Annotated in this window: 16 protein-coding genes and 1 pseudogene; 9 read left to right on the top strand and 8 right to left on the bottom strand. The window is 67.1% G+C overall.

Annotated elements, in window-relative coordinates; translation table 11 throughout:
* Positions 1-47 precede the first annotated feature (47 nt).
* Both AC1RWI_RS17345 and AC1RWI_RS17340 read left to right on the top strand, forming a co-directional pair.
* The gene (locus tag AC1RWI_RS17345) at positions 48-602 is read left to right on the top strand and encodes a TlpA disulfide reductase family protein (RefSeq protein ID WP_043343295.1); all 555 of its coding nucleotides are present in this window, start codon (positions 48-50) and stop codon (positions 600-602) included.
* Between the two features lie 253 nt (positions 603-855).
* Positions 856-2,925, top strand: coding sequence for an ATP-dependent helicase (locus tag AC1RWI_RS17340; RefSeq protein WP_144409868.1), 2,070 nt, complete (start codon positions 856-858; stop codon positions 2,923-2,925).
* A gap of 9 nt (positions 2,926-2,934) precedes the next feature.
* Here AC1RWI_RS17340 and cmdF read toward each other — a convergent pair whose 3' ends face one another.
* From cmdF to AC1RWI_RS17320, 4 genes are all read right to left on the bottom strand, one after another.
* A complete protein-coding gene (cmdF, locus tag AC1RWI_RS17335) occupies positions 2,935-4,569 on the bottom strand; it encodes a tyrosine 2,3-aminomutase (protein ID WP_052494409.1) in 1,635 nt (544 codons plus the stop codon).
* A 114-nt stretch (positions 4,570-4,683) separates the two neighbouring features.
* Positions 4,684-6,000: a sigma-54-dependent transcriptional regulator gene (locus tag AC1RWI_RS17330; protein WP_043343292.1), complete on the bottom strand. Its 1,317-nt coding sequence runs from the start codon at positions 5,998-6,000 to the stop codon at positions 4,684-4,686.
* 8 nt (positions 6,001-6,008) lie between these two features.
* A complete protein-coding gene (locus tag AC1RWI_RS17325) occupies positions 6,009-7,994 on the bottom strand; it encodes a sensor histidine kinase (protein ID WP_043343291.1) in 1,986 nt (661 codons plus the stop codon).
* Between the two features lie 82 nt (positions 7,995-8,076).
* Positions 8,077-9,378, bottom strand: coding sequence for a dicarboxylate/amino acid:cation symporter (locus AC1RWI_RS17320; RefSeq protein ID WP_043351194.1), 1,302 nt, complete (start codon positions 9,376-9,378; stop codon positions 8,077-8,079).
* 409 nt (positions 9,379-9,787) lie between these two features.
* Between AC1RWI_RS17320 and AC1RWI_RS17315 the strand changes: the two genes are divergently transcribed.
* The 5 genes from AC1RWI_RS17315 to AC1RWI_RS17295 all read left to right on the top strand — a co-directional run bounded on the left by AC1RWI_RS17315 (position 9,788) and on the right by AC1RWI_RS17295 (position 13,812).
* Positions 9,788-10,108 (top strand): (2Fe-2S) ferredoxin domain-containing protein, encoded by a 321-nt coding sequence (locus AC1RWI_RS17315; protein ID WP_043343288.1) that lies wholly within the window; start codon positions 9,788-9,790, stop codon positions 10,106-10,108.
* A 96-nt stretch (positions 10,109-10,204) separates the two neighbouring features.
* Positions 10,205-10,849 (top strand): alpha/beta hydrolase, encoded by a 645-nt coding sequence (locus AC1RWI_RS17310; RefSeq protein WP_492867668.1) that lies wholly within the window; start codon positions 10,205-10,207, stop codon positions 10,847-10,849.
* A 72-nt stretch (positions 10,850-10,921) separates the two neighbouring features.
* The gene (locus AC1RWI_RS17305) at positions 10,922-12,130 is read left to right on the top strand and encodes a D-alanyl-D-alanine carboxypeptidase family protein (RefSeq protein ID WP_043343280.1); all 1,209 of its coding nucleotides are present in this window, start codon (positions 10,922-10,924) and stop codon (positions 12,128-12,130) included.
* Between the two features lie 13 nt (positions 12,131-12,143).
* Positions 12,144-12,449 carry a YbeD family protein gene (locus AC1RWI_RS17300; protein ID WP_043343278.1) on the top strand — a complete coding sequence of 102 codons (306 nt, stop codon included), beginning with the start codon at positions 12,144-12,146 and terminating at the stop codon, positions 12,447-12,449.
* Positions 12,450-12,618: 169 nt separating this feature from the next.
* Entirely contained in the window at positions 12,619-13,812 is a 1,194-nt protein-coding gene (locus AC1RWI_RS17295) for a class I SAM-dependent rRNA methyltransferase (RefSeq protein WP_043343274.1), read from the top strand.
* A 269-nt stretch (positions 13,813-14,081) separates the two neighbouring features.
* Here the strand turns inward: AC1RWI_RS17295 and AC1RWI_RS17290 are convergent.
* Positions 14,082-14,228, bottom strand: a pseudogene (locus AC1RWI_RS17290) (carboxymuconolactone decarboxylase family protein); the annotation flags it as partial.
* Positions 14,229-14,401: 173 nt separating this feature from the next.
* Here AC1RWI_RS17290 and AC1RWI_RS17285 point away from each other — a divergent pair.
* Together AC1RWI_RS17285 and AC1RWI_RS17280 are read left to right on the top strand one after the other, a co-directional pair.
* Complete coding sequence (locus AC1RWI_RS17285) at positions 14,402-15,379, top strand: NAD(P)H-dependent flavin oxidoreductase (RefSeq protein WP_043343271.1); 978 nt, start codon at positions 14,402-14,404, stop codon at positions 15,377-15,379.
* Positions 15,380-15,384: 5 nt separating this feature from the next.
* Positions 15,385-15,855: a YbaN family protein gene (locus AC1RWI_RS17280; RefSeq protein WP_492867664.1), complete on the top strand. Its 471-nt coding sequence runs from the start codon at positions 15,385-15,387 to the stop codon at positions 15,853-15,855.
* On the opposite strand, the gene AC1RWI_RS17275 is transcribed toward AC1RWI_RS17280, so the two are convergent.
* From AC1RWI_RS17275 to AC1RWI_RS17265, 3 genes are all read right to left on the bottom strand, one after another.
* A complete protein-coding gene (locus AC1RWI_RS17275; RefSeq protein ID WP_492867663.1) occupies positions 15,846-17,096 on the bottom strand; it encodes a phenylacetate--CoA ligase family protein in 1,251 nt (416 codons plus the stop codon). The genes AC1RWI_RS17280 and AC1RWI_RS17275 overlap by 10 nt on opposite strands.
* A 161-nt stretch (positions 17,097-17,257) precedes the next feature.
* The gene (locus AC1RWI_RS17270) at positions 17,258-18,073 is read right to left on the bottom strand and encodes an ABC transporter ATP-binding protein (protein WP_043343267.1); all 816 of its coding nucleotides are present in this window, start codon (positions 18,071-18,073) and stop codon (positions 17,258-17,260) included.
* A 102-nt stretch (positions 18,074-18,175) separates the two neighbouring features.
* Positions 18,176-19,510, bottom strand: a complete 1,335-nt coding sequence (locus tag AC1RWI_RS17265; protein WP_043343265.1) for an ABC transporter substrate-binding protein — start codon at positions 19,508-19,510, stop codon at positions 18,176-18,178.
* Positions 19,511-19,519: the final 9 nt, after the last annotated feature.

Here is a 19,519-nt window from a genome sequence, read left to right as displayed (position 1 = left end):
GGCAGCGGCAGTAGAATAGTGGCTTGTCTGACCTGTCGGCGAGCATCATGACGACCTCCGCTTCCCCCACCGCACCCACCCCGGCAAGCACCGCCTCGCGCAAGCTGTGGCCTGTGATCGCCGCCGTGCTGCTGGTTGCCGTGCTGGGCTGGTTCGGCTATCGCGCCATCGCCCCCGCCAATGCGGCGCCGCCCGCCACGTTCACGCTGCTGTCGGGAGAAAAAGTCAGCACCGCCGATCTCAAGGGCAAGGTCTACCTGGTCAACTTCTGGGCCACCAGCTGCGTCACCTGCGTCAAGGAAATGCCGGACATGGTCCGCACCTATGACAAGTTCAAGGGCAAGGGCCTGGAGTTCGTCGCCGTGGCAATGAGCTACGACCCGCCCATGTACGTGATGAATTATGCGCAAACGCGCAAGCTGCCGTTCAAGGTGGCGATGGATTCCGACGGCGCGGCCGCCAAGGCATTCGGCGAAGTGCAGCTGACCCCGACCACCTTCGTGATCGACAAGGACGGCCGCATCCTCAAGCGCTATGTGGGCGAGCCCGAGTGGGACGCACTGCACAAGCTGCTCGACGGCGCGCTCGCCAAGGCGGCCTGAGCCACTGCCTGGCCCGCCGCCTCCGTCCGGAAAGGTGCCTTCCATGGCACCTTTTTTTATTGCCGGGCGCCGTCGCGCAACGCCCGGCTTGCGCAGCCCGGCTGTATGGATATACAGTTGCCAGCAGCTTTCTCCGCCCATGCTGGCCAGCGCACTTGCGCGCGGCATCCCCTAAGGCCCCCGCTCCGTGTTACTCGATCCCGATCCCAGCGCCGTGCTTTGCGATGCACCCGCCGTCAAGCAACCCGATACCGTGGATGCCGCCGCCCCCGATACGCCGGCCTACCTGTCCACCCTGAACCCGGAGCAACGCGCGGCCGTGACGCACGAGCCCGCCGCGCCGCTGCTGATCATCGCCGGTGCCGGCTCGGGCAAGACCAACACGCTGGCGCACCGCGTTGCCCATCTGGTGCTGGGCGGCGCAGACCCGCGCCGCATCCTGCTGCTGACGTTCTCGCGCCGCGCGGCGTCGGAGATGGGGCGGCGGGTCGAGCGCATCGTCGACCAGGCGCTGGGCATGCAAGCCTGCGGGGCGGGACGCGCGGCTCTCACATGGTCCGGCACCTTCCACGCCATCGGCGCGCGCCTGCTGCGCGAGTACGCGGAAACGCTTGGCCTGTCGCCCAGCTTCACCATCTGCGATCGCGGCGACGCCGCCGACCTGATGAACGTGGTGCGGCACGACCTGGGCCTGTCGGCCCAGGCTTCGCGGTTCCCGCGCAAGGAAACCTGCCTGTCGATCTACTCGCGCGTGGTCAACACGCAGGCGCCGCTCGAAGACGTGCTCAAGCACTGGTTCCCGCGCTATGCCATGTGGACGGATGCGCTGCGCGGACTATTTGCCGGCTATGTGCAAGCCAAGCAAAAGCAGCAGGTGCTCGACTACGACGACCTGCTGCTCTACTGGGCGCAGGCACTGGCCGAGCCCGCGCTGGCGCAGGACATGGGCGCGCGCTTCGACCACGTGCTGGTGGACGAATACCAGGACACCAATGCGCTGCAGGCTGCCATCCTGCTCGCGCTCAAGCCCGACGGGCGCGGCCTGACGGTGGTGGGCGACGATGCCCAGTCGATCTACGCCTTCCGTGGCGCCACGGTGCGCAATATCCTCGATTTCCCCACCCAGTTCACGCCGGCCGCGGACATGGTCACGCTGTCGCGCAACTACCGCTCCACCCAACCCATCCTGGCCGCCGCCAACGCGGTGATCGGGCTGGCGGCCGAGCGCTATACCAAGGACCTGTGGTCGGAGCGCGGCTCGGCCGAGAAGCCGGAGATCGTGGTGGTCAACGACGAGGCGGACCAGGCCCGCTATGTGGTCGAGCAGATCCTCTCGCGGCGCGAGGCCGGACTGGCGCTGCTGTCGCAGGCGGTGCTGTTCCGCGCCGCCGACCACAGCGCGCAACTGGAGATCGAGCTGGTCCGGCGCAATATCCCGTTCGTGAAGTTCGGCGGCTTGAAGTTCCTGGAATCCACGCACGTGAAGGATGTGCTGGCGGTGGTGCGCTGGCTGGAAAATCCGCGCGACCGCATGGCAGGCTTCCGCAGCCTGCAGCTATTGCCGGGCGTGGGACCCAAGACTGCCGCTCGCGTGCTCGATGCGGTGGAAATCGCCACCGAGCCGCTGTTTGCCCTGGAGTCCTTTGAGGCGCCGCCAGCCGCCGCCGAGGCCTGGCCCGACCTGCTGGCGCTGGCACGCAGCCTGATGGCCCCGGCCGCGCCGTGGCCATCCGCCTTCGAGCAGGTGGTGGCGTGGTACCAGCCGCACCTCGAGCGCCTGCACGACGACGCGCCCGCGCGCGCCGCCGACCTGCAGCAGCTGGAGCGTATCGCCGCCACCTACGCGTCGCGCGAGCGCTTCCTGACGGAACTCACGCTGGACCCGCCGGACGCATCGAGCGACGAATCCGGCGTGCCGCTGCGCGATGAGGACTACCTGATCCTGTCCACCATCCACTCGGCCAAGGGCCAGGAATGGAAGGCCGTCTATGTGCTCAATGCCGTCGACGGCTGCATGCCTTCGGACCTGGCCACCGGCACCACCGAGGAAATCGAGGAAGAGCGCCGGCTGCTATACGTCGCCATGACCCGCGCCCGCGACCACCTCGACATCGTGGTGCCACAGCGGTTCTATGTGCACCAGCAGACCGCCTATGGCGATCGCCACGTCTACGCCTCGCGCACGCGCTTTCTGCCCAACCGCGTGATGCCGCTGTTCCACAGCCGGTCCTGGCCGCCGCCCCCGCCGGTGGCGGACGCGCCGGCCAAGGCGCCGCTGCCCAGGCTGGACCTGGCCGGGCGCATGCGCGATATGTGGAAATGAGCCCGCGTGTCAGTTGACCGCCGCGCCAGCCGCGCGCACCACCCCCACCAGCGCGCCGGCGCGCAGTTGCGCGGCAATGGCTTCGATATCGTCGGTCATGTAGCGATCCATCGCCAGGAACGGCACGCGTTCGCGCACAAAGGCAAAGACCGCGCGGCCCGCCGGCGACAGGCTTTCCACCGCGCCGGCCAGCTCGGCAGCCTGGCAGGCTGCGAGCAGCTCCACGGCGAGGATGTACTGGTTGTTGTCGATGATGCGGCGTGCATTGCGCGCGCCGATCAGGCCCATGCTCACCACGTCCTGGTTGTCGCCGTTGGACGGCACGCTCTGGATGCTGGCCGGGCTGCAGATGGTGCGGTTCTCGGCGATCAGCGCGGTGGCCGGATACTGCGCACCGGCAAACCCGCAGCTCAGCCCCTCGTTGGCGGCCGCCAGGAAAGCCGGCAAGCCGTTATTCAGGTGCGGGCTGAGCAGGCGGTTGAGGCGACGCTCCGACACCACGCCGAGCTGCGTGGCCGCGATGGCGAGGAAGTCCATGGCAAACGCGACTTGCTGGCCATGGAAATTGCCGCCGTGGAACAGCTCGCCGTCGTCGAAGAACAGCGGATTGTCGTTGGACGAATTCAGCTCGCGCTCGACCACGGTGGCGCAGTGCCCCAGCGTGTCGCGCACCGCGCCCAGCACCTGCGGAATGCAGCGCAGCGTGTAGGCCTTTTGGATAAACACGCCGGTGCCGGTGTTCTTCTCGTCGCCGGCGCGGGTCTTCATTTCGCCCGCCAGCTGGCCATGCCCTGAGAGGCGCGTGGAACCCGCCAGCAGCGCGCGCAGGTTGGCCGCCGATTGCACCTGGCCCGGATGCGGCTTGGCGATGTCGTGGCCGTGGGTCATGAAGGCATCGGCCGAGGCGTTCAGCCCTTCGAGCGCCAGCGCCGCGATGATCTCGGCCTGCGTCACCTGGGCGCGCATGGTTTCCAACAACAGGCACGCCATGCCGGTCATGGCCGAGGTGCCGTTGATCAGGGCCAGCCCTTCCTTGTGGGACAGCTTGATCGGCTCGATGCCATGCTCGCGCAATACCTGCCCGGTGGGCGCGGTAGTGCCGTCGGCCAGCAGCACCTTGCCTTCGCCGATCAGCGTGATGGCGATATGCGACAGCGGCGCGAGGTCACCGCTGGCGCCGAGCGAGCCCACCTGCGGCACGGCGGGCGTGATGCCCGCCTCGACATAACGCAGCAATTGCTCGATCACCAGCGGGCGTACCGCCGAATAGCCCCGCGCCAGCGCATTGGCGCGCGCAACCATCATCGCGCGCACCTCTTCGCGCCCGAACAGCGGGCCCACGCCGGCGCAGTGGCTGCGCAACAGGTTTTCCTGCAGGGCGCCGGCATGCTCGATATCCACCCAGTTATGCACCAGCTCGCCAAAGCCGGTGGACACGCCGTAGATGGGGATATTGGACGAGGCAAGTTCCTCGAAACGCGCACGCGCATCCGCCACATGGGCACGCGCAGCCTGGTCCAGGCTGGCCGGGCGACGACCTTGCGCCACCTGCGCCAACGCGGCGGCGGTGAGTTGCTGGCCATCGACCTCGACGGCCGTGCCGCCCAGGCGGCTGGATGCGTGCTGGCTGGATACCTCGTTCATTGCGTGTTCCGGATGAGCTGTTCGGGCCCGCGAGTGTATCAAGAGATGTTGACCCGAGGCGCCCAGCGGCCGGTTCACCCGGAAATGCCGGAAGCGCAGGAAGCGCAGGAAGCGCTACAGCCCGTAGCGCTTGATCTTGTCGTACAGCGTCGCCTTGCCCACCTGCAGCAGATCCGCCGCCTGGCTGACCGCGCCGCCGGTGCGCGCCAGCGTATCGGCGATGACGGCACGCTCGTAGTGCTCCATGCGCTCCTTGAGCGGCGTGGAGTCGTCGAGCGCATCGGCGCGCGTACCGCCCTCCGGCACGCCCAGCACCAGGCGGTCGGCGGCGTTGCGCAGCTCGCGCACGTTGCCGGGCCATGCGCGCTGCATCAGCGCCTGGCGCTGCAGCTCGGAGAGGATGGGCACGGGACGCTGGTAGCGCACCGCCGCCACCAGCATGAAATGCTCGAACAGCGCAACGATGTCCTCGCGCCGCTCGCGCAGCGGGGGCAACGGGATGGTGACCACGTTGAGCCGGTAGTACAAATCCTCGCGGAACGTGCCTTGCGCCACCAGCGTCTCCATATCGCCCTTGGCCGCGGCCACGATGCGCACGTCGATGGCGATGGAGGCATTGGAGCCGAGCCGCTCCAGCGTGCCCTCCTGCAGCACGCGCAGCAGCTTGACCTGCAGCGCCAGCGGCATGCTCTCGATCTCGTCGAGGAACAGCGTGCCGCCCGAGGCGTGCTCGAGCTTGCCCACGCGGCGCTTGCCGGCGCCAGTAAACGCGCCGGCCTCGTGGCCAAACATCTCGCTCTCGAAGATGGCCTCGGGCACCGCACCGCAGTTCAGCGCGACAAAGGGCGCTTGGTGGCGCGGCGACAAAGCATGCAGGCTGCGCGCCACCAGCTCCTTGCCAGTGCCGGTCTCGCCGTTGATCATCACGGGGACATCCGTGGCGGCCACGTTGGCCACCAGCGTGCGCACCTGCTCGATGGCCGGCGAGCGCCCGATGATGCGCGTGCCCGCGGCCGGGCCGGCCAGCTCGCGCCGCAACGCGCGGTTCTCCAGCTCCAGCGCGCGCCGCTCCAGCGCACGGCGCACGGTTTCGGTCAGGCGGTCGGCGCCAAAGGGCTTCTCGATAAAGTCGTAGGCGCCTTCGCGCATGGCCTGTACCGCCATGGTGATATCGCCGTGGCCGGTGACCAGGATCACCGGCACGCCCGGCGCCGCATTGCGGCAGTGCTGCAGCAGGTCCAGCCCGCTGGCGCCGGTGAGGCGCACGTCGGTCACCAGCACGCCGGGAAACTCCGGCGACAGGTGCGGCATGGCGGCCTCGGCCGAGGGCAGCGCCAGCACGGAGAAGCCAGCCAGCTCCAGGCTCTGCGCGGTGGCCTGGCGTACCAGGGGTTCGTCTTCGACGAACAGGACACGCAATCCGTCTTGCATGGCAATGCTCACTCAGTATGGGTGGGAGAGATGGAAGTGGCGCCGTCGCGGGGCGCGGCGCCTTCGGGCGCGGGCGCGCGCCGTAGCATCACCACGAACTGCGCGCCGCCGCCGGGCCGGTCGGCCGCGCTCAGTTGCCCGCCGAACTCGCGCACGATGGACGACGAAATGGCCAGCCCCAGGCCGAGTCCCTGGCCGATCTCCTTGGTGGTGAAGAAGGGTTCGAACAATCGCGGCAAGGCGTCGGCGGCGATACCGGTGCCATTGTCGCGCACCGCGATGCTGACGGTGCCGCCGTGCTCGCTCACCGCCACTTCCACGCAGGGCGCGTGTGGCGCCGCGGTAGCCAGCGCATCGAGGGCGTTGCCGATCAGGTTGAGCAGCACCTGCTCGAGCTTGAGCTCATCGGCCCACACCGCCGGCCCGGGCGGCTGGGACAAGCCCTCCACCTTCAGCGTGACATGGGCCAGGCGCGGGGCCATCAGCGCCAGCACGTGGTCCAGCGCGGCGCGCACATGCACCGCATGCCGTCGCTGGCGCGCCTTGCCGGCGAACAGCTTGAGCTGCCCGGTAATCTTGCCCATGCGGGTGGTGAGGTCGGCGATGGCGACAAGGTTGCCGGCGGCAGCATCGAGCTGCCCGCGCTCGAGCAACACGCGGGTGTTGTCGGAGAACGTGCGCAAGGCTGCCAGCGGCTGGTTCAGCTCATGCGTGATGCCCGCTGCCATCTGGCCCAGCGCCGCCAGCTTGCTGGCCTGCACCAGTTCATCCTGCGCCGCGCGCAGCTCGCTCTCGGCGCGGGTGCGCTCCGCCACCTCGGCTTCCAGCTGCTCGTTGATGGCCATCAGGTCGGCGGTGCGCGCCTCCACCCGTCGCTCCAGCTCGTCGTAGGCGGCTTCGAGCAGGCGCCTGCCGTATTCGATATCGCGCGCGCGCTGCCGGCGCTGGCGCCAGTTGAACAGCAGCAGGCACATGCACGCATAGGCCAGCGCCGCCCCGATGGTGGCATTGCGCGCGCTGGCCAGCACCGGGTCCAGCGCCGCCATCACCTGCATGGTCCAGTCGGCCGGGCCCACCTTGCGGCTGATCTCGAGGTAGCGCTCGGCGTTGCTGCCGGTACCGATACGCACCAGCCGCGCGCCCTCGCCCAGCACTGTCCGGCCGAGCCATTGCGTCACGGGCGATCGCAGCGCCTCCAGCGGCAGCGGCCTGACCTCCCGGTCATGGTACTGGCGCGTGCGGTCCAGCTCGGTTTGCAGCTCGCTTGGCAGCGGCTGCAAGGTGCGGTACTGCCAGGCCGGCACCGAGGAAAGGAAGATCACGCCATGCTCGTCGCTCACCATCACCGGCTCGGCGCCGCCGGCGCCAGCGCGCTGGAACCACTCCAGGTTGAGCTTGACCACGGTCACGCCCACCACGCGCGCGCCCACCTTCACGGGTTGCGCAATGTAGTAGCCGGGCTCATCGCTGGTAATGCCGATGGCGTAGAAGCGCCCGATCTCCCCGCGCGATGCGCTCTGGAAGTAAGGGCGGAAGCGATAGTCGGTGCCGACAAAGCTGCCCGGCTCGTCATGGTTGCTGGCGGCCAGCGCGAGGCCACTGGCGGCAATGACATAGGTGGCCGAAGCCCGCGCGCGGCGGTTGACTTCGGACAGGTAGCGGTTGGCCGCCGCCACGCGCACGGGATCGCCTGGCGCGGCCAGCAGGTCATGGACAAAGGGATGGAGCGAGACCAGCGCGGGGAGGAACTCGTAGCGGTCGAGCGTGCTTTCCAGCGTGGCCGCGTAACGATCGGCGCGGGTCGCCGTGGCTTGCTGCAGCCCGTCGATGCCGCGCTGCATCGATACCAGCCAGGTCAGCGAGCACAGGACGACCAGGCCGACGGCGAGCGCGGCGGCAAAGCCCCGCCAGGTTCCGCCGCCATCACCTGGCGCATGCACCAGGCGGTCAGAAGCAGGATCATGCACGGCGAGGAAATCGTCGGAATGTGGCATCGGCGCATGCGTTGGGACACGCGCCGATGATACCCGCTGGCGGGCGGCGCCGGCGGGCCCCGCCGCTCTGGAGGCCGGGACCTCAGCGGACGCCGGGGCCGGCTTCGGCAAGTTCGGCCGTTTCATCGCCGCCACGGCGCAGCATGCGGTCAAGCTGCACGCGGTCAAGTTCATGCTCCCACGCCGACATGACCACCGTCGCCACGCCATTGCCGATGATGTTGGTCAGCGCGCGGCATTCGCTCATGAAGCGGTCGATGCCCAGGATCAGCACCATGCCCGCCACCGGAATATCCGGCACCACCGCCAGCGTGGCGGCCAGCGTGATGAAGCCGGAGCCGGTCACGCCGCTGGCGCCCTTGGAGGTGATCATCGCCACGCCCAGGACGGTGAGCTGCTGCAGCAGCGTGAGCTCGATGCCGGTCGCCTGGGCGATGAAGAGCACCGCCATGGTCATGTAGATGTTGGTGCCATCCAGGTTGAAGGAGTAACCCGTGGGCACCACCAGCCCCACCACCGATTTGGAGCAGCCGAGGTTTTCCAGCTTTTCCATCAGGTGCGGCAGCGCGGCTTCCGACGAGCTGGTGCCCAGCACGATCAGCAGTTCCTCCTTGATGTAGGAAATGAAGCGGAAGATGTTGAAGCCCGTCAGGCGTGCCACCGTACCCAGCACCACCACCACGAAGACGATCGCGGTGAAGTAAAAGGTGCCGATCAGCTTGAGCAGCGGCACCAGCGAGCCCAGGCCGTACTTGCCGATGGTGAAGGCCATCGCGCCGAACGCGCCCAGCGGGGCCACCTTGGTAATCACGTGAACGATGTGGAAGAACACCTTGGAGACCTGCTCGACGAAGTCGAACACGATCTTCGAGCGGTCACCCATGGCCGCCAGCGCCGAGCCGAAGAACAGGGATATCAGCAGGATCTGCAGGATGTCGCCGTTGGCGAACGCGCTGACCATCGTGTCCGGGATGATGTGCATGAAGAACTCGACCGTGCTCTGGCCATGCGCCTGCGTCACGTACTGCGAGATCGCCTTGGTGTCGAGCGTGGCCGGATCGATGTTGAAGCCCACGCCCGGCTTGAGCAGGTGCGCGGACAGCAGGCCGATCAACAGCGCGAAGGTGGAGATCACCTCGAAGTACAGCAGCGCCTTGCCGCCGACACGGCCCACCTTCTTCATGTCGCGCATGCCGGCGATACCCGACACCACGGTACAGAAGATGATCGGACCGATGATCATCTTGATCAGCTTGATGAAGCCATCGCCCAGCGGCTTCATGGCTACGCCCGTAGCGGGCCAGAAATGCCCGAGCACGATGCCCACCGCGATGGCGAACAGCACCTGCACGTACAGGATCTTGTAAAAGGGTTTCCTCATGATGTCGTCCTCGGTATTTGACCGTGCCCGCCGCCGCACAGCGGCAGGTTCGCGCGCCCTGCAAATGGAACGCGTCTGCCTTAAGCATTGCAACCGCCGTGCCAGGCCAGCCGGTGTCGCCAAGTGACTGATTTCAAAAGGAAGCTGGAAAAGCGGACGACGCCTCACTCCGATTTTCCGGAATTCCGGAAATCAGCCGTCCGGAGATTCGGACGACGCGGCCGGTGTGGGTGCGCGCTACGCCACCCGTCGCCGCGGCGCGGCACGCGCGGCATCGAAGCAGGCTCCCAAAGCGTCGAACCGCCCCCCATGACGCCGTATAATTCAGCCCTTCCACCTATTCTTGGCGGCCGGCGCGCCCCCCGGGCACTCTTTGCCTGCTGCGTTGCCGCCGCCGATACGCCCACCACGCATGAGCAGCCACTACCAGCACCACGTTTTCTTCTGCCTCAACCAGCGCGAGGACGGCGGCGCCTGCTGCGGCGCGCATAACGCGCAGGCCATGCAGGAATATGCCAAGAAGCGCTGCAAGGCACTGGGCATCTCCGGCGGCGAAGGCCGCGTGCGCATCAACAAGGCTGGCTGCCTGAACCGCTGTGAACTCGGGCCGGTGCTGGTGGTCTATCCCGAGGCCGTCTGGTACACCTTCGTCGACGAGCAGGACATCGACGAGATCATCGAGAGCCACCTGGTAGGCGGCAAGCCGGTCGAACGCCTGATGGTCGATCACTGAATGACCTCAGCCCGGCACCGGCTGAAACGCTGAATCACTGAAACCCAGGCGCCACGGCGCCAGAGCCAGCCACCCTGCTTCCTGCTTCCTGTTTCCATGAACGCGCATACCCAGGTACTTACCGTCGCCGGCCCCGTCGGCGCCATCGACGTTTCAGTCGACCTGCCCCAGGCCGGCGCCCCGCGCGGACTCGCGCTGGTGGCCCACCCGCATCCGCTGTTCGGCGGCACCAAGGACAACAAGGTAGCGCAGACACTGGCACGCAGTTTCGTGCAGCTTGGCTACGCCACCGTGCGCTCGAACTTCCGTGGCGTCGGCGGCACCGCCGGCAGCCATGACAACGGCGTGGGCGAGCAGGACGACCTGCTGGCTGTCATCGGCTGGATGCGCACCCAGTCCCAGTGGTCGCCCGATGCCGCCACGCTGCCGCTGGCGCTGGCCGGCTTCTCGTTCGGCAGCTTCGTCGCCAGCCACGTCGCCAGGCGCCTGGCCGAGGCAGGCACGCCGGCGCAGCGGCTGGCCATGGTGGGCACCGCCGCCAGCCGCTGGGAAGTCGCCAACGTGCCGGCCGACACCATCGTCATCCACGGCGAGCAGGACGATACCGTGCCGCTGGCGAGCGTGTTCGACTGGGCCCGCCCGCAGGAACTGCCGGTGATCGTGATCCCCGGCGCCGACCACTTCTTTCACCGCAAGCTGCACCTGATCAAGCAGCTCGTCGTCAATGCGTGGGACCAGTGACGGGGGCGGCGCGCCGCCCCGCCATGTCACCGGATGCACTCCACGCCCCTTTTTTTTGCCGGAAACTGAAACATGTTGAATAGAGCCACGCCGCTTTTCGCGTCCGCCAACACATCCGCCCTGGTCACGGCAGCCGTCGTCGGCGCCGCCGTGGTGCTTGCTCCGGCTCCCGTGCACGCCCAGGGCGTGCCGATGCCGCAGGTGGCGGCCAAGTCCTGGATGCTGTTTGACGTCACCAGCGGCCAGGCCCTGGCTTCGCAGAACGCCGATGTGCGCATCGAGCCGGCTTCGCTGACCAAGCTGATGACCGCCTACCTGGCCTTCGCGGCACTCAAGGAAAAGCGCCTCACGCTGGACCAGACCGTGGTGCCGACCACGATCGTGCAAAAGGTCAAGAGCGACGAATCCCGCATGTTCCTGGAAGCCAACAAGCCGGTCAGCGTGCAGGACCTGCTGCTGGGCCTGATCGTGCAATCGGGCAACGACGCGGCGCTGGCGCTGGCCGAAGCCGTGGGCGGCTCGGAAGAGGGCTTCGTGGCGATGATGAATCGCGAGGCCCAGCGCATGGGCATGAAGAACACCCACTTCAGCAACACCGACGGCATCCCCGATCCGAACCACTACACCACGGCCATGGACCTGGCCACGCTGACCACGCGGATCATCAAGGACTTCCCCGAGTACTACAGCATGTACTCGCAAAAGGAATTCACCTACAACAAGATTCGCCAGCCCAACCGCAACCGCCTGCTCTACATCGACCCCACCGTGGACGGCCTCAAGACCGGCCACACCAAGTCGGCCGGCTATTGCCTGATCTCCTCGGCCAAGCGTCCGCTGGCCAATGTGCCTAACGGCTCGCGCCGCCTGGTCTCGATCGTGATCGGCACCACCACCGAAGCGGTCCGCACGCAGGAAAGCCTGAAGATCCTGAACTACGGCTTCCAGTTTTTCGACACGCTGCGCCTGTACGACCGCGGCCAGGTGCTGGCCACGCCCGACATCTACAAGGGCAAGGCATCGACCGTCAAGATCGGCGTCAAGGACGAGACCTACATCACCGTGCCCAAGGGCACGGGCGGGCGCATCAAGCCGGTGCTGGAGCGCCAGGAACTGCTGGTGGCGCCGCTTGCCGCCGGCCAGCAGGTCGGCACGGTCAAGCTGATGGACGGCGCCACCAAGGTCGCCGAGTTCCCGGTGGTGGCGCTGGAAGACGTGCCCGAGGCCGGCTTCTTCGGCCGCCTGTGGGATACCATCCGCTTGTGGTTCAAGCGCAAGTAAGGAGGGCATTGAAATGAGCGCCGACAATTCCGACCAGGGCAAGCCGGGCGACATCCCGCCGGCCGAATCGCTGATCGAGTACCCCAGCCATTTCCCCATCAAGGTGATGGGCGGCATGCAGGATGGCTTTGCCGAGGCCATCGTGACGCTGGTGCAAGGCTTCGATCCCGACTTCCACGCCGGCAAGATGGAGATGCGTCCTTCAGCCAAGGGCAACTACCTCGGCCTGACCGTCACGGTATGGGTCACCAGTCGCGAACAGCTCGACGAGCTGTATCGCGCGCTGACGTCGCACCCCATGGTGAAGGTGGTGCTGTAGCCGGTTAAGCGGTGTAGCGGGCCGGCGAGCTTGCCGTCATCCTTCGCCTGCACTGCGCGGCTCCCCTCTCCCCTCCGCGCCCGAGGGGAGAAGGCGTAACAACAATCAGGCGCTTCGGACCGGGTTGGCCTGTCTGCTCGGCTTCGTCTGGCGCCTAAAACAAGAAATCATGAACACCATCACCCTCAAGCCCGGCAAGGAAAAATCCTTGCTGCGCCGCCACCCCTGGGTCTACGCCACCGGCGTTGATACCGTCGAAGGCCGCTGCGAGCCTGGCAGCACCGTGATCGTGCGCGCCGCCGACGGCCGCTTTCTGGCGCGCGGGGCGTACAGCCCCTCTTCCCAGATTCGCGTGCGGGTGTGGAGCTTCGACGAGAACGAGCCAGTCGATCACGCCATGTTCAAGCGGCGCGTATCCTCCGCCCTCGCGCATCGCAAGCAGTGGGTGAAAGACAGCGACGCCGTGCGCCTGATCTTCGGTGAATCCGACCGCCTGCCGGGCCTGATCGTCGACTACTACGGCAGCGGCGCCAACGGCCAGCTGGTGTGCCAGTTCAACGCGGCCGGGGTCGAAGCCTGGAAGGACGCGCTGGTGCAGGCGCTGGTCAAGGAAACCGGCTGCCCGAACGTGTACGAGCGCTCCGATGCCGCCGTGCGCGAGCGCGAAGGCCTGCCGCTGGTGACCGGCGTGCTGGCCGGCGCCGAGCCCGATCCCGAGCTCAACGTGACCGAGCACGGCGTGCGCTACTACGTGGACGTGAAGAGCGGCCACAAGACCGGCTTTTATGTCGACCAGCGCGACAACCGCAAGCTGGTAGGCGATCTGGCCAATGGCCGCGAAGTGCTCAACTGCTTCTGCTACACCGGTGGCTTCTCGCTGGCGGCGCTGCGCGGCGGCGCCACCTCGGTGACCTCGATCGACTCCTCCGGCGAGGCGCTCAAGACCGCCGCGGGCAACGTCACCCTCAACGGCTTCGACCCCGAGCGCGCGACCTGGCTCGACGCCGATGTGTTCAAGTCGCTGCGCCAGTTCCGCGCCGACGGCCGCCAGTTCGACCTGATCGTGCTGGACCCGCCCAAGTTCGCGCCGTCGGCCCAGCACATCGACCGTGCCGCGCGCGCCTACAAGGAGATCAACCTGGTCGGCCTGCAGTTGCTGCGCCCGGGTGGCCTTCTGTTTACCTACTCATGCTCCGGCGCGATCAGCATGGAGCTGTTCCAGAAGATCGTGGCGGGCGCGGCGACCGATGCCCGCGCCGATGCGCGCATCCTGCGGCGCCTCTCGGCCGGCACCGATCACCCGATGCTGGCTGCCTTCCCCGAAGGCGAGTACCTCAAGGGCCTGTTGCTGGAAAAGATCTGAAACGGGCCTGAACCCGAAGCGACAGTCCAGGAAGAGACGGCGCCCCCGGGCGCCGTTTTTCCATGGGCATGCCGCGCGCGCGGCCGTCATCCCGTCTTCACGCGAGCGCCTTCAGTCCGTCACAAACGCCGCCTATAGTCCGCTGTGCGGATGCGGCATTGGCAGGTGCCCTCCCGCCTCTTCCTATCAGTCTTCGTGGTAGTTGCCCCGCGGCGTAGCGGGGTTTTTTTTGTTCGCTGCTTCGGGCTGGCGTCATGCCTTTTTTCGCGTTACGCCTTTTCCGGGATCGGGTTGCGAAAGCTCACGTTGAGCAGGTTCCACGCGTTGATCGTGACGATGGCAAAGCCAGGCTCGGCGATCTCGTCATCGGAAAAGAACGGCGCTTCGCGCCAGCCGGCAACGGCGTTGAGATGGCGCGGAGAACGGTGCGGGTCACAAAGACTGCCCCCGCAGCTTGTCCCGGTGGATGGCCACGGTAGACAGCCCCTTCTAACGCCCGTCTAACGCCCGCCAGCCGAAACTCCCTATAATCGAACGATCGTTCATATCCAGGGCGCCACCGGCGCCCGTTCGTGGTCCAGGAGACGCCATGCCCGCCGCCAAACAATTGCCCCAGGTCCTGCAAAACCTGGCGCTGCCCGTGATTTCCTCGCCGATGTTCATCGTCAGCTACCCCGAGCTGGTGCTGGCGCAGTGCAAGGCCGGCATCGTCGGTTCCTTCCCCGCGCTGAACGCGCGCCCCGCCGAGATGCTGGGCGACTGGCTCACGCAGATGGAAGACGATCTCGCCGCCTTCCGCGCCGCCAACCCGGGCAAGCCGGTCGGGCCGATCGCCGTCAACCAGATCGTGCACACCTCCAATGTGCGGCTGGAGCATGACATCAAGGTGTGCGTGGACCACAAGGTACCCATCTTCATCACCTCGCTGCGCGCGCCGCCCAAGGAGATGATCGACGCCGTGCACAGCTATGGCGGCATCGTTCTGCACGATGTGATCAGCATCCGCCACGCCGAGAAGGCGATCGAGGCCGGCGTGGACGGGCTGATCCTGGTGGCGGCTGGCGCCGGCGGCCATGCCGGCACGCTGTCGCCGTTCGCGCTGGTGGGCGAAGTGCGCAAGATCTTCGACGGCGTGATCGCGCTGTCGGGCTCGATTGCCACCGGCGAATCCGTGCTGGCCGCGCAGGCCATGGGCGCGGACTTCGCTTACGTCGGCACCCGCTTCATTGCCTCGCAGGAAGCCCATGCCAGCGAGTCCTACAAGCAGTCGATCACCACCTCCGCCGCGGCCGACATCATCTACACAAACCTGTTTACCGGCGTGCACGGCAACTACATCCGCGAGAGCATCGAGGCCTCGGGGCTGGATCCCGCCAACCTGCCGCAGGCGGACAAGACCAAGATGGACTTTTCCAGCGGCGCCTCCAAGGCCAAGGCATGGAAGGACGTCTGGGGCGCCGGCCAGGGCGTGGGCCAGATCCACGACATCCCCACCGCCGGCGAAATCGTGGCGCGCATGAAGACCGAGTACAACGACGCACGCGCCCGCCTGGGGCTCGCGGTCTGAGCGCGTTGCCAGCCGCTACGCCCATCCGTCCCGCCCCGCCCGCCGCGCACAGCCGCAGGCAACGCGCGCTGCGCGGGCTGTGGGTGGCGCTCGGCGTGCTCAGCCTGCTGCTGGGCATCGTCGGCATCTTCCTGCCTGTGCTGCCGACCACGCCTTTCGTCTTGCTGGCCGCCGCGTGTTTCGCGCGCGGCTCGGAGCGCTTCCATGCGCGACTGATTGCGCATCCGCGCTTCGGCCCGCTGGTGCGTGACTGGCAGGCCCATCGCAGCATTCCCCTGCGCGCCAAGCAGTTGGCCATTGGCATGATGTCGCTGTCGATGGGCACCACCGCATGGCTGATGCGCGAACGTCCGCTGGCCTCGCTGACACTGGTCGCCATCGCCGCGGCCGTCAGCGCGTGGCTGGTGTGGCTGCCGACGCGGCCCGCCGGCGGCCATGCTGCTCCGCCCCCCGGCCGCGATCGCGCTCAGTCGTAGCGCCGCGCGTCCTCGATCACCTTGCCATCCTGCAGCAGCGAGCCCGCCGCAACGAAGCGCACCTCGCCGCGCAGGCGCATCACCTCGCGCAGCGATTCGCCAATGGCCTGTGCCAGCGCCGCGTCGTCGCGCGCGGCGTCGCAATGCAGCGTCATCACGTCGGCACCCACGCTGCCCGTCACCACCAGGCGCGCGGCGCGCACCTCGGGATGGCGCCGCACCACCTCGCCCACCTGCCCGGGATGCACGAACATGCCCTTGACCTTGGTGGTCTGGTCGGCGCGTCCCAGCCAGCCCTTGAGCCGCTGGTTGGTGCGCCCGCACGGGCTGGCGCGCTCGTCCGAGCCGGCCACGAACGCCGACAGGTCCCCAGTGCCGAAGCGAATCAGCGGATAGTCGCCGTTGCCCAGCACCGTGACCACCACCTCGCCGGTCTCGCCGTCAGGCATGGGCTGCGTGCCGCCTGGCTCGACGATCTCCACCAGCACATTCTCGTCCACCACCCAGCCGTCGCCGCCCTGCGTCTCGTAGGCGATCAGGCCCACGTCGGCGCTGCCGTACATCTGCTGCACGCGGATGCCGCGCTCGGTGAACCAGGCGCGCAGTGATGGCGGCAATGCCTCGCCAGACACCAGCGCCTTCGTCAGGCCCTGGCAGGGCAAGCCGAGCTCGTCGCCCTTCTCCAGCAGCAGCTTGAGAAAGGATGGCGTGCCCGCGTAGGCCGCCGGCTGCAGGCTCGCCATCGCCTGCACCTGCGATTCGGTCTGTCCCACGCCCGCCGGAAACACACAGCAACCCAGCCGATGCGCGCCGGTTTCCATCATCATGCCGGCCGGCGTGAAGTGGTAGGAGAAGGTGTTGTAGACGAGATCGCCCGAGCGGAAGCCCGCGGCGAACATCGCGCGCGCGATCCGCCACCAGTCGGCACCATGCCCGTCGGGCTCGTGGATCGGTCCGGGCGACTGGAAGATGTGGCGCAGGCCGCCCAGCGGCGTCGCATTCAGCCCGCCCAGCGGCGGCATGGTCTTTTGCCGCGCCGTCATCTCGGACTTGCGCGTCACCGGCAGCGCCGCCAACGCAGCGCGTGAGTCCAGCGCGCGCGGATCCACGTCGCGCAGCACCTGCGCGAAGTAAGGCGCATGCGCCTTGGCATGCGCAACCTGGCGCGACAACGCGTCCAGCAAGGCCTGCAAGCGGGCGGCCGGGGCGCGCGTTTCAAGCAAATCGAAGTATTCAGGCATGGTGCGTAGTTCGCGTAGGTGGTCGCGTGATGAACCGTACTGTTTAATGTCGGATGCGCCGGATGCGCATCGAGAGGCGCGAAGAAGCCGTTGCGAGCGACCCGAGGCAGCGTTGAGGAGCGCCGTCGAGCACGGTTCGCCGCGGCAGGCTTGCGCGCTTCTCAGGCGAGCCAGCGCTTGCGCCGGCGATAGCTCTTCACGTCGCGGAAGGAGCTCCTCCCGCCGCCCTCTGCATCATTCGCGGCGACGCCCAGGTAGAACTCCTTCACATCCTCATTCGTGCGCAGCGCCTCGGCCGCGCCATCCATCACCACGCGGCCGTTCTCCAGGATGTAGCCGTAGTCCGCATAGCGCAGCGCCACCATGGTGTTCTGCTCGGCCAGCAGGAAGCTGACCTTCTCGCGCTGGTTCAGGTCGCGCACGATCTCGAAGATCTCCTCCACGATCTGCGGCGCCAGCCCCATCGATGGCTCATCGAGCAGGATCATGCTGGGCTTGGCCATCATGGCCCGGCCGATCGCGCACATCTGCTGCTCGCCGCCCGAGGTGTAGCCCGCCTGCGACTTGCGGCGCGTCTTCAGGCGTGGGAAGTAGTCGTAGATGCGCTCCAGCGCATCGCGTGTTTCGCTGCGCGACAAGCCGCGCGTATAGGCGCCGGTCAGCAGGTTTTCCTCCAGCGTCAGGTGGGCGAAGCAATGCCGGCCCTCCATCACCTGGATCACCCCGCGCTTGACCAGCTCGTTGGGCGTGAGCCGGTCGACCCGGTTGCCGCGGTACTCGATCGAGCCCTTGGTGACATCGCCGCGCTCGGCGTGCAGCAGGTTGGAGATGGCCTTGAGCGTGGTGGTCTTGCCCGCGCCGTTGGCGCCCAGCAGCGCCACGATCCGCCCCTCGGGCACCTCGAGGGAAACGCCCTTGAGCACCAGGATGACGTGGTCGTAGATGACTTCGATATTGTTGACGGACAACAGGCTCATGGTGCGGCTCGGTTGGTGGTTCCTGGCTGGCTTCATCTGCGCTCGCCCGCATGCGGGCGAGCGCAGACGACAACAATCAACAAACGCCTTGCAGCGCCCGGATCAAGACTTCATGCAGGCAGGCGAGATGCCCTTCTCTTTCGCGAACTGCGCGGCACTCGCCTTGAACAGCGGATGGATCAGGTTCTTGTTGCCTTCGATCCAGTCCGACACGACGACCCACTTGGTGCCATCCCACTGCTGGATCTTCACCTTGCCCGAGCCTTCGTGGTTGTCGCAGCTGGTCTTGATCTCCGGCAGCAAGCCCGTGGCGCCCAGCTGCTGCAGGCGCGCATTGTTCACGTTCAGGTTCTCGAATGCCCAGCGCATGTCTTCGCCGCTCATGACCTTGCCCTTGCCATACCTGGCCTGCGCCACGCGGATCGCTTCCACCGTCACCACGGCCGCGGACACGCCACGGTTGTAGAGCACCGAGCCAACCTTGTTGCGGTCCTGCATATTGCCCTTGCCGGCGCCGTAGACCACCTTGTCGATATCGGCGATCAGCGACACGCCCCTGCCCGCCACGTTCCAGGTTGCGCTCATATAGCCCTTGGCCGCATCGCCGGCGGGCACGGTGTCTTCTTCCGAACCTGCCCACCATGAGCCAATCATCTTGTCGCGCGCGAAGCCCACCTTTTGCGCCGCCTTGAGCGCGGTCTGGTTCATCACGCCCCAGCCCCAGAAGATCACGTAGTCAGGATTCTCCTGGCGGATCTTCAGCCACTGCGCGCCCTGCTCGTTGCCGGGGTGCGCCACCGGGATCTCGACCAGATTGAACTTGCCGAGCTTGGCTTCGGCTTCCAGCGCCACGATCGGCTCCTTGCCATAAGCGGAGTCGTGATACAGGTAGACGATCTTCTTGCCTGCCAGCGAGCCGCCGTTCTTGCCCGCGAGGAACTTGACGATGGCCGAGACCTGCATCTGGTAGGTGGTGACCAGCGGGAAGGCATAGGGGAAGACCGAACCGTCGACCGCATCGGTGCGGCCATATCCCATCATCACCAGCGGCACCTTGTCGCCCGCGGTCTTGTCCACCAGCGCGTAGGAGATGCCGGTCGACATGGTGTGGTACGCGGTGCCCTTGCTCATGGGGCTCTTGCCCTTGAGCCGCTCGTAGCACTCCACGCCCTTGGCGTTGTTGTACTCCGTCTCGCACTCTTCCCACGACAGCTTGACGCCGTTCACGCCCCCGTCCTTGAGGTTGACGTAGTTCAGGTAGTCGACGAAGCCGCCATAAAAGGACTGTCCGTTGGCGCCATAAGGGCCGACGCGATAGCTTGGCAGCGCGACGAACTGCTCGCCGCTTTGCGCCTGCACCGCCAGCGGCGCCAGCAGTGCGGCCGACGCCCCCATCGCCAGGGCTATGCGCTGCAGATTGCGAATCAGGATGGTCATGACAGTCTC

The sequence above is a fragment of the Cupriavidus sp. MPR-AND1C genome (assembly GCF_058809705.1).
Note: the sequence above shows the minus strand (reverse complement) of the source record. Positions and strands in the feature narration are given on the sequence as shown.

Excerpts from the sequence above, each read along its gene's own strand:
- AC1RWI_RS17345 (WP_043343295.1), top strand. The coding sequence starts at position 48 with ATGACGACCTCCGCTTCCCCCACCGCACCCACCCCGGCAAGCACCGCC.
- cmdF (WP_052494409.1), bottom strand. The coding sequence starts at position 4,569 with ATGAACGAGGTATCCAGCCAGCACGCATCCAGCCGCCTGGGCGGCACG.
- AC1RWI_RS17330 (WP_043343292.1), bottom strand. The coding sequence starts at position 6,000 with ATGCAAGACGGATTGCGTGTCCTGTTCGTCGAAGACGAACCCCTGGTA.
- AC1RWI_RS17325 (WP_043343291.1), bottom strand. The coding sequence starts at position 7,994 with ATGCCACATTCCGACGATTTCCTCGCCGTGCATGATCCTGCTTCTGAC.
- AC1RWI_RS17315 (WP_043343288.1), top strand. The coding sequence starts at position 9,788 with ATGAGCAGCCACTACCAGCACCACGTTTTCTTCTGCCTCAACCAGCGC.
- AC1RWI_RS17310 (WP_492867668.1), top strand. The coding sequence starts at position 10,205 with ATGAACGCGCATACCCAGGTACTTACCGTCGCCGGCCCCGTCGGCGCC.
- AC1RWI_RS17305 (WP_043343280.1), top strand. The coding sequence starts at position 10,922 with ATGTTGAATAGAGCCACGCCGCTTTTCGCGTCCGCCAACACATCCGCC.
- AC1RWI_RS17300 (WP_043343278.1), top strand. The coding sequence starts at position 12,144 with ATGAGCGCCGACAATTCCGACCAGGGCAAGCCGGGCGACATCCCGCCG.
- AC1RWI_RS17295 (WP_043343274.1), top strand. The coding sequence starts at position 12,619 with ATGAACACCATCACCCTCAAGCCCGGCAAGGAAAAATCCTTGCTGCGC.
- AC1RWI_RS17285 (WP_043343271.1), top strand. The coding sequence starts at position 14,402 with ATGCCCGCCGCCAAACAATTGCCCCAGGTCCTGCAAAACCTGGCGCTG.
- AC1RWI_RS17275 (WP_492867663.1), bottom strand. The coding sequence starts at position 17,096 with ATGCCTGAATACTTCGATTTGCTTGAAACGCGCGCCCCGGCCGCCCGC.
- AC1RWI_RS17270 (WP_043343267.1), bottom strand. The coding sequence starts at position 18,073 with ATGAGCCTGTTGTCCGTCAACAATATCGAAGTCATCTACGACCACGTC.
- AC1RWI_RS17265 (WP_043343265.1), bottom strand. The coding sequence starts at position 19,510 with ATGACCATCCTGATTCGCAATCTGCAGCGCATAGCCCTGGCGATGGGG.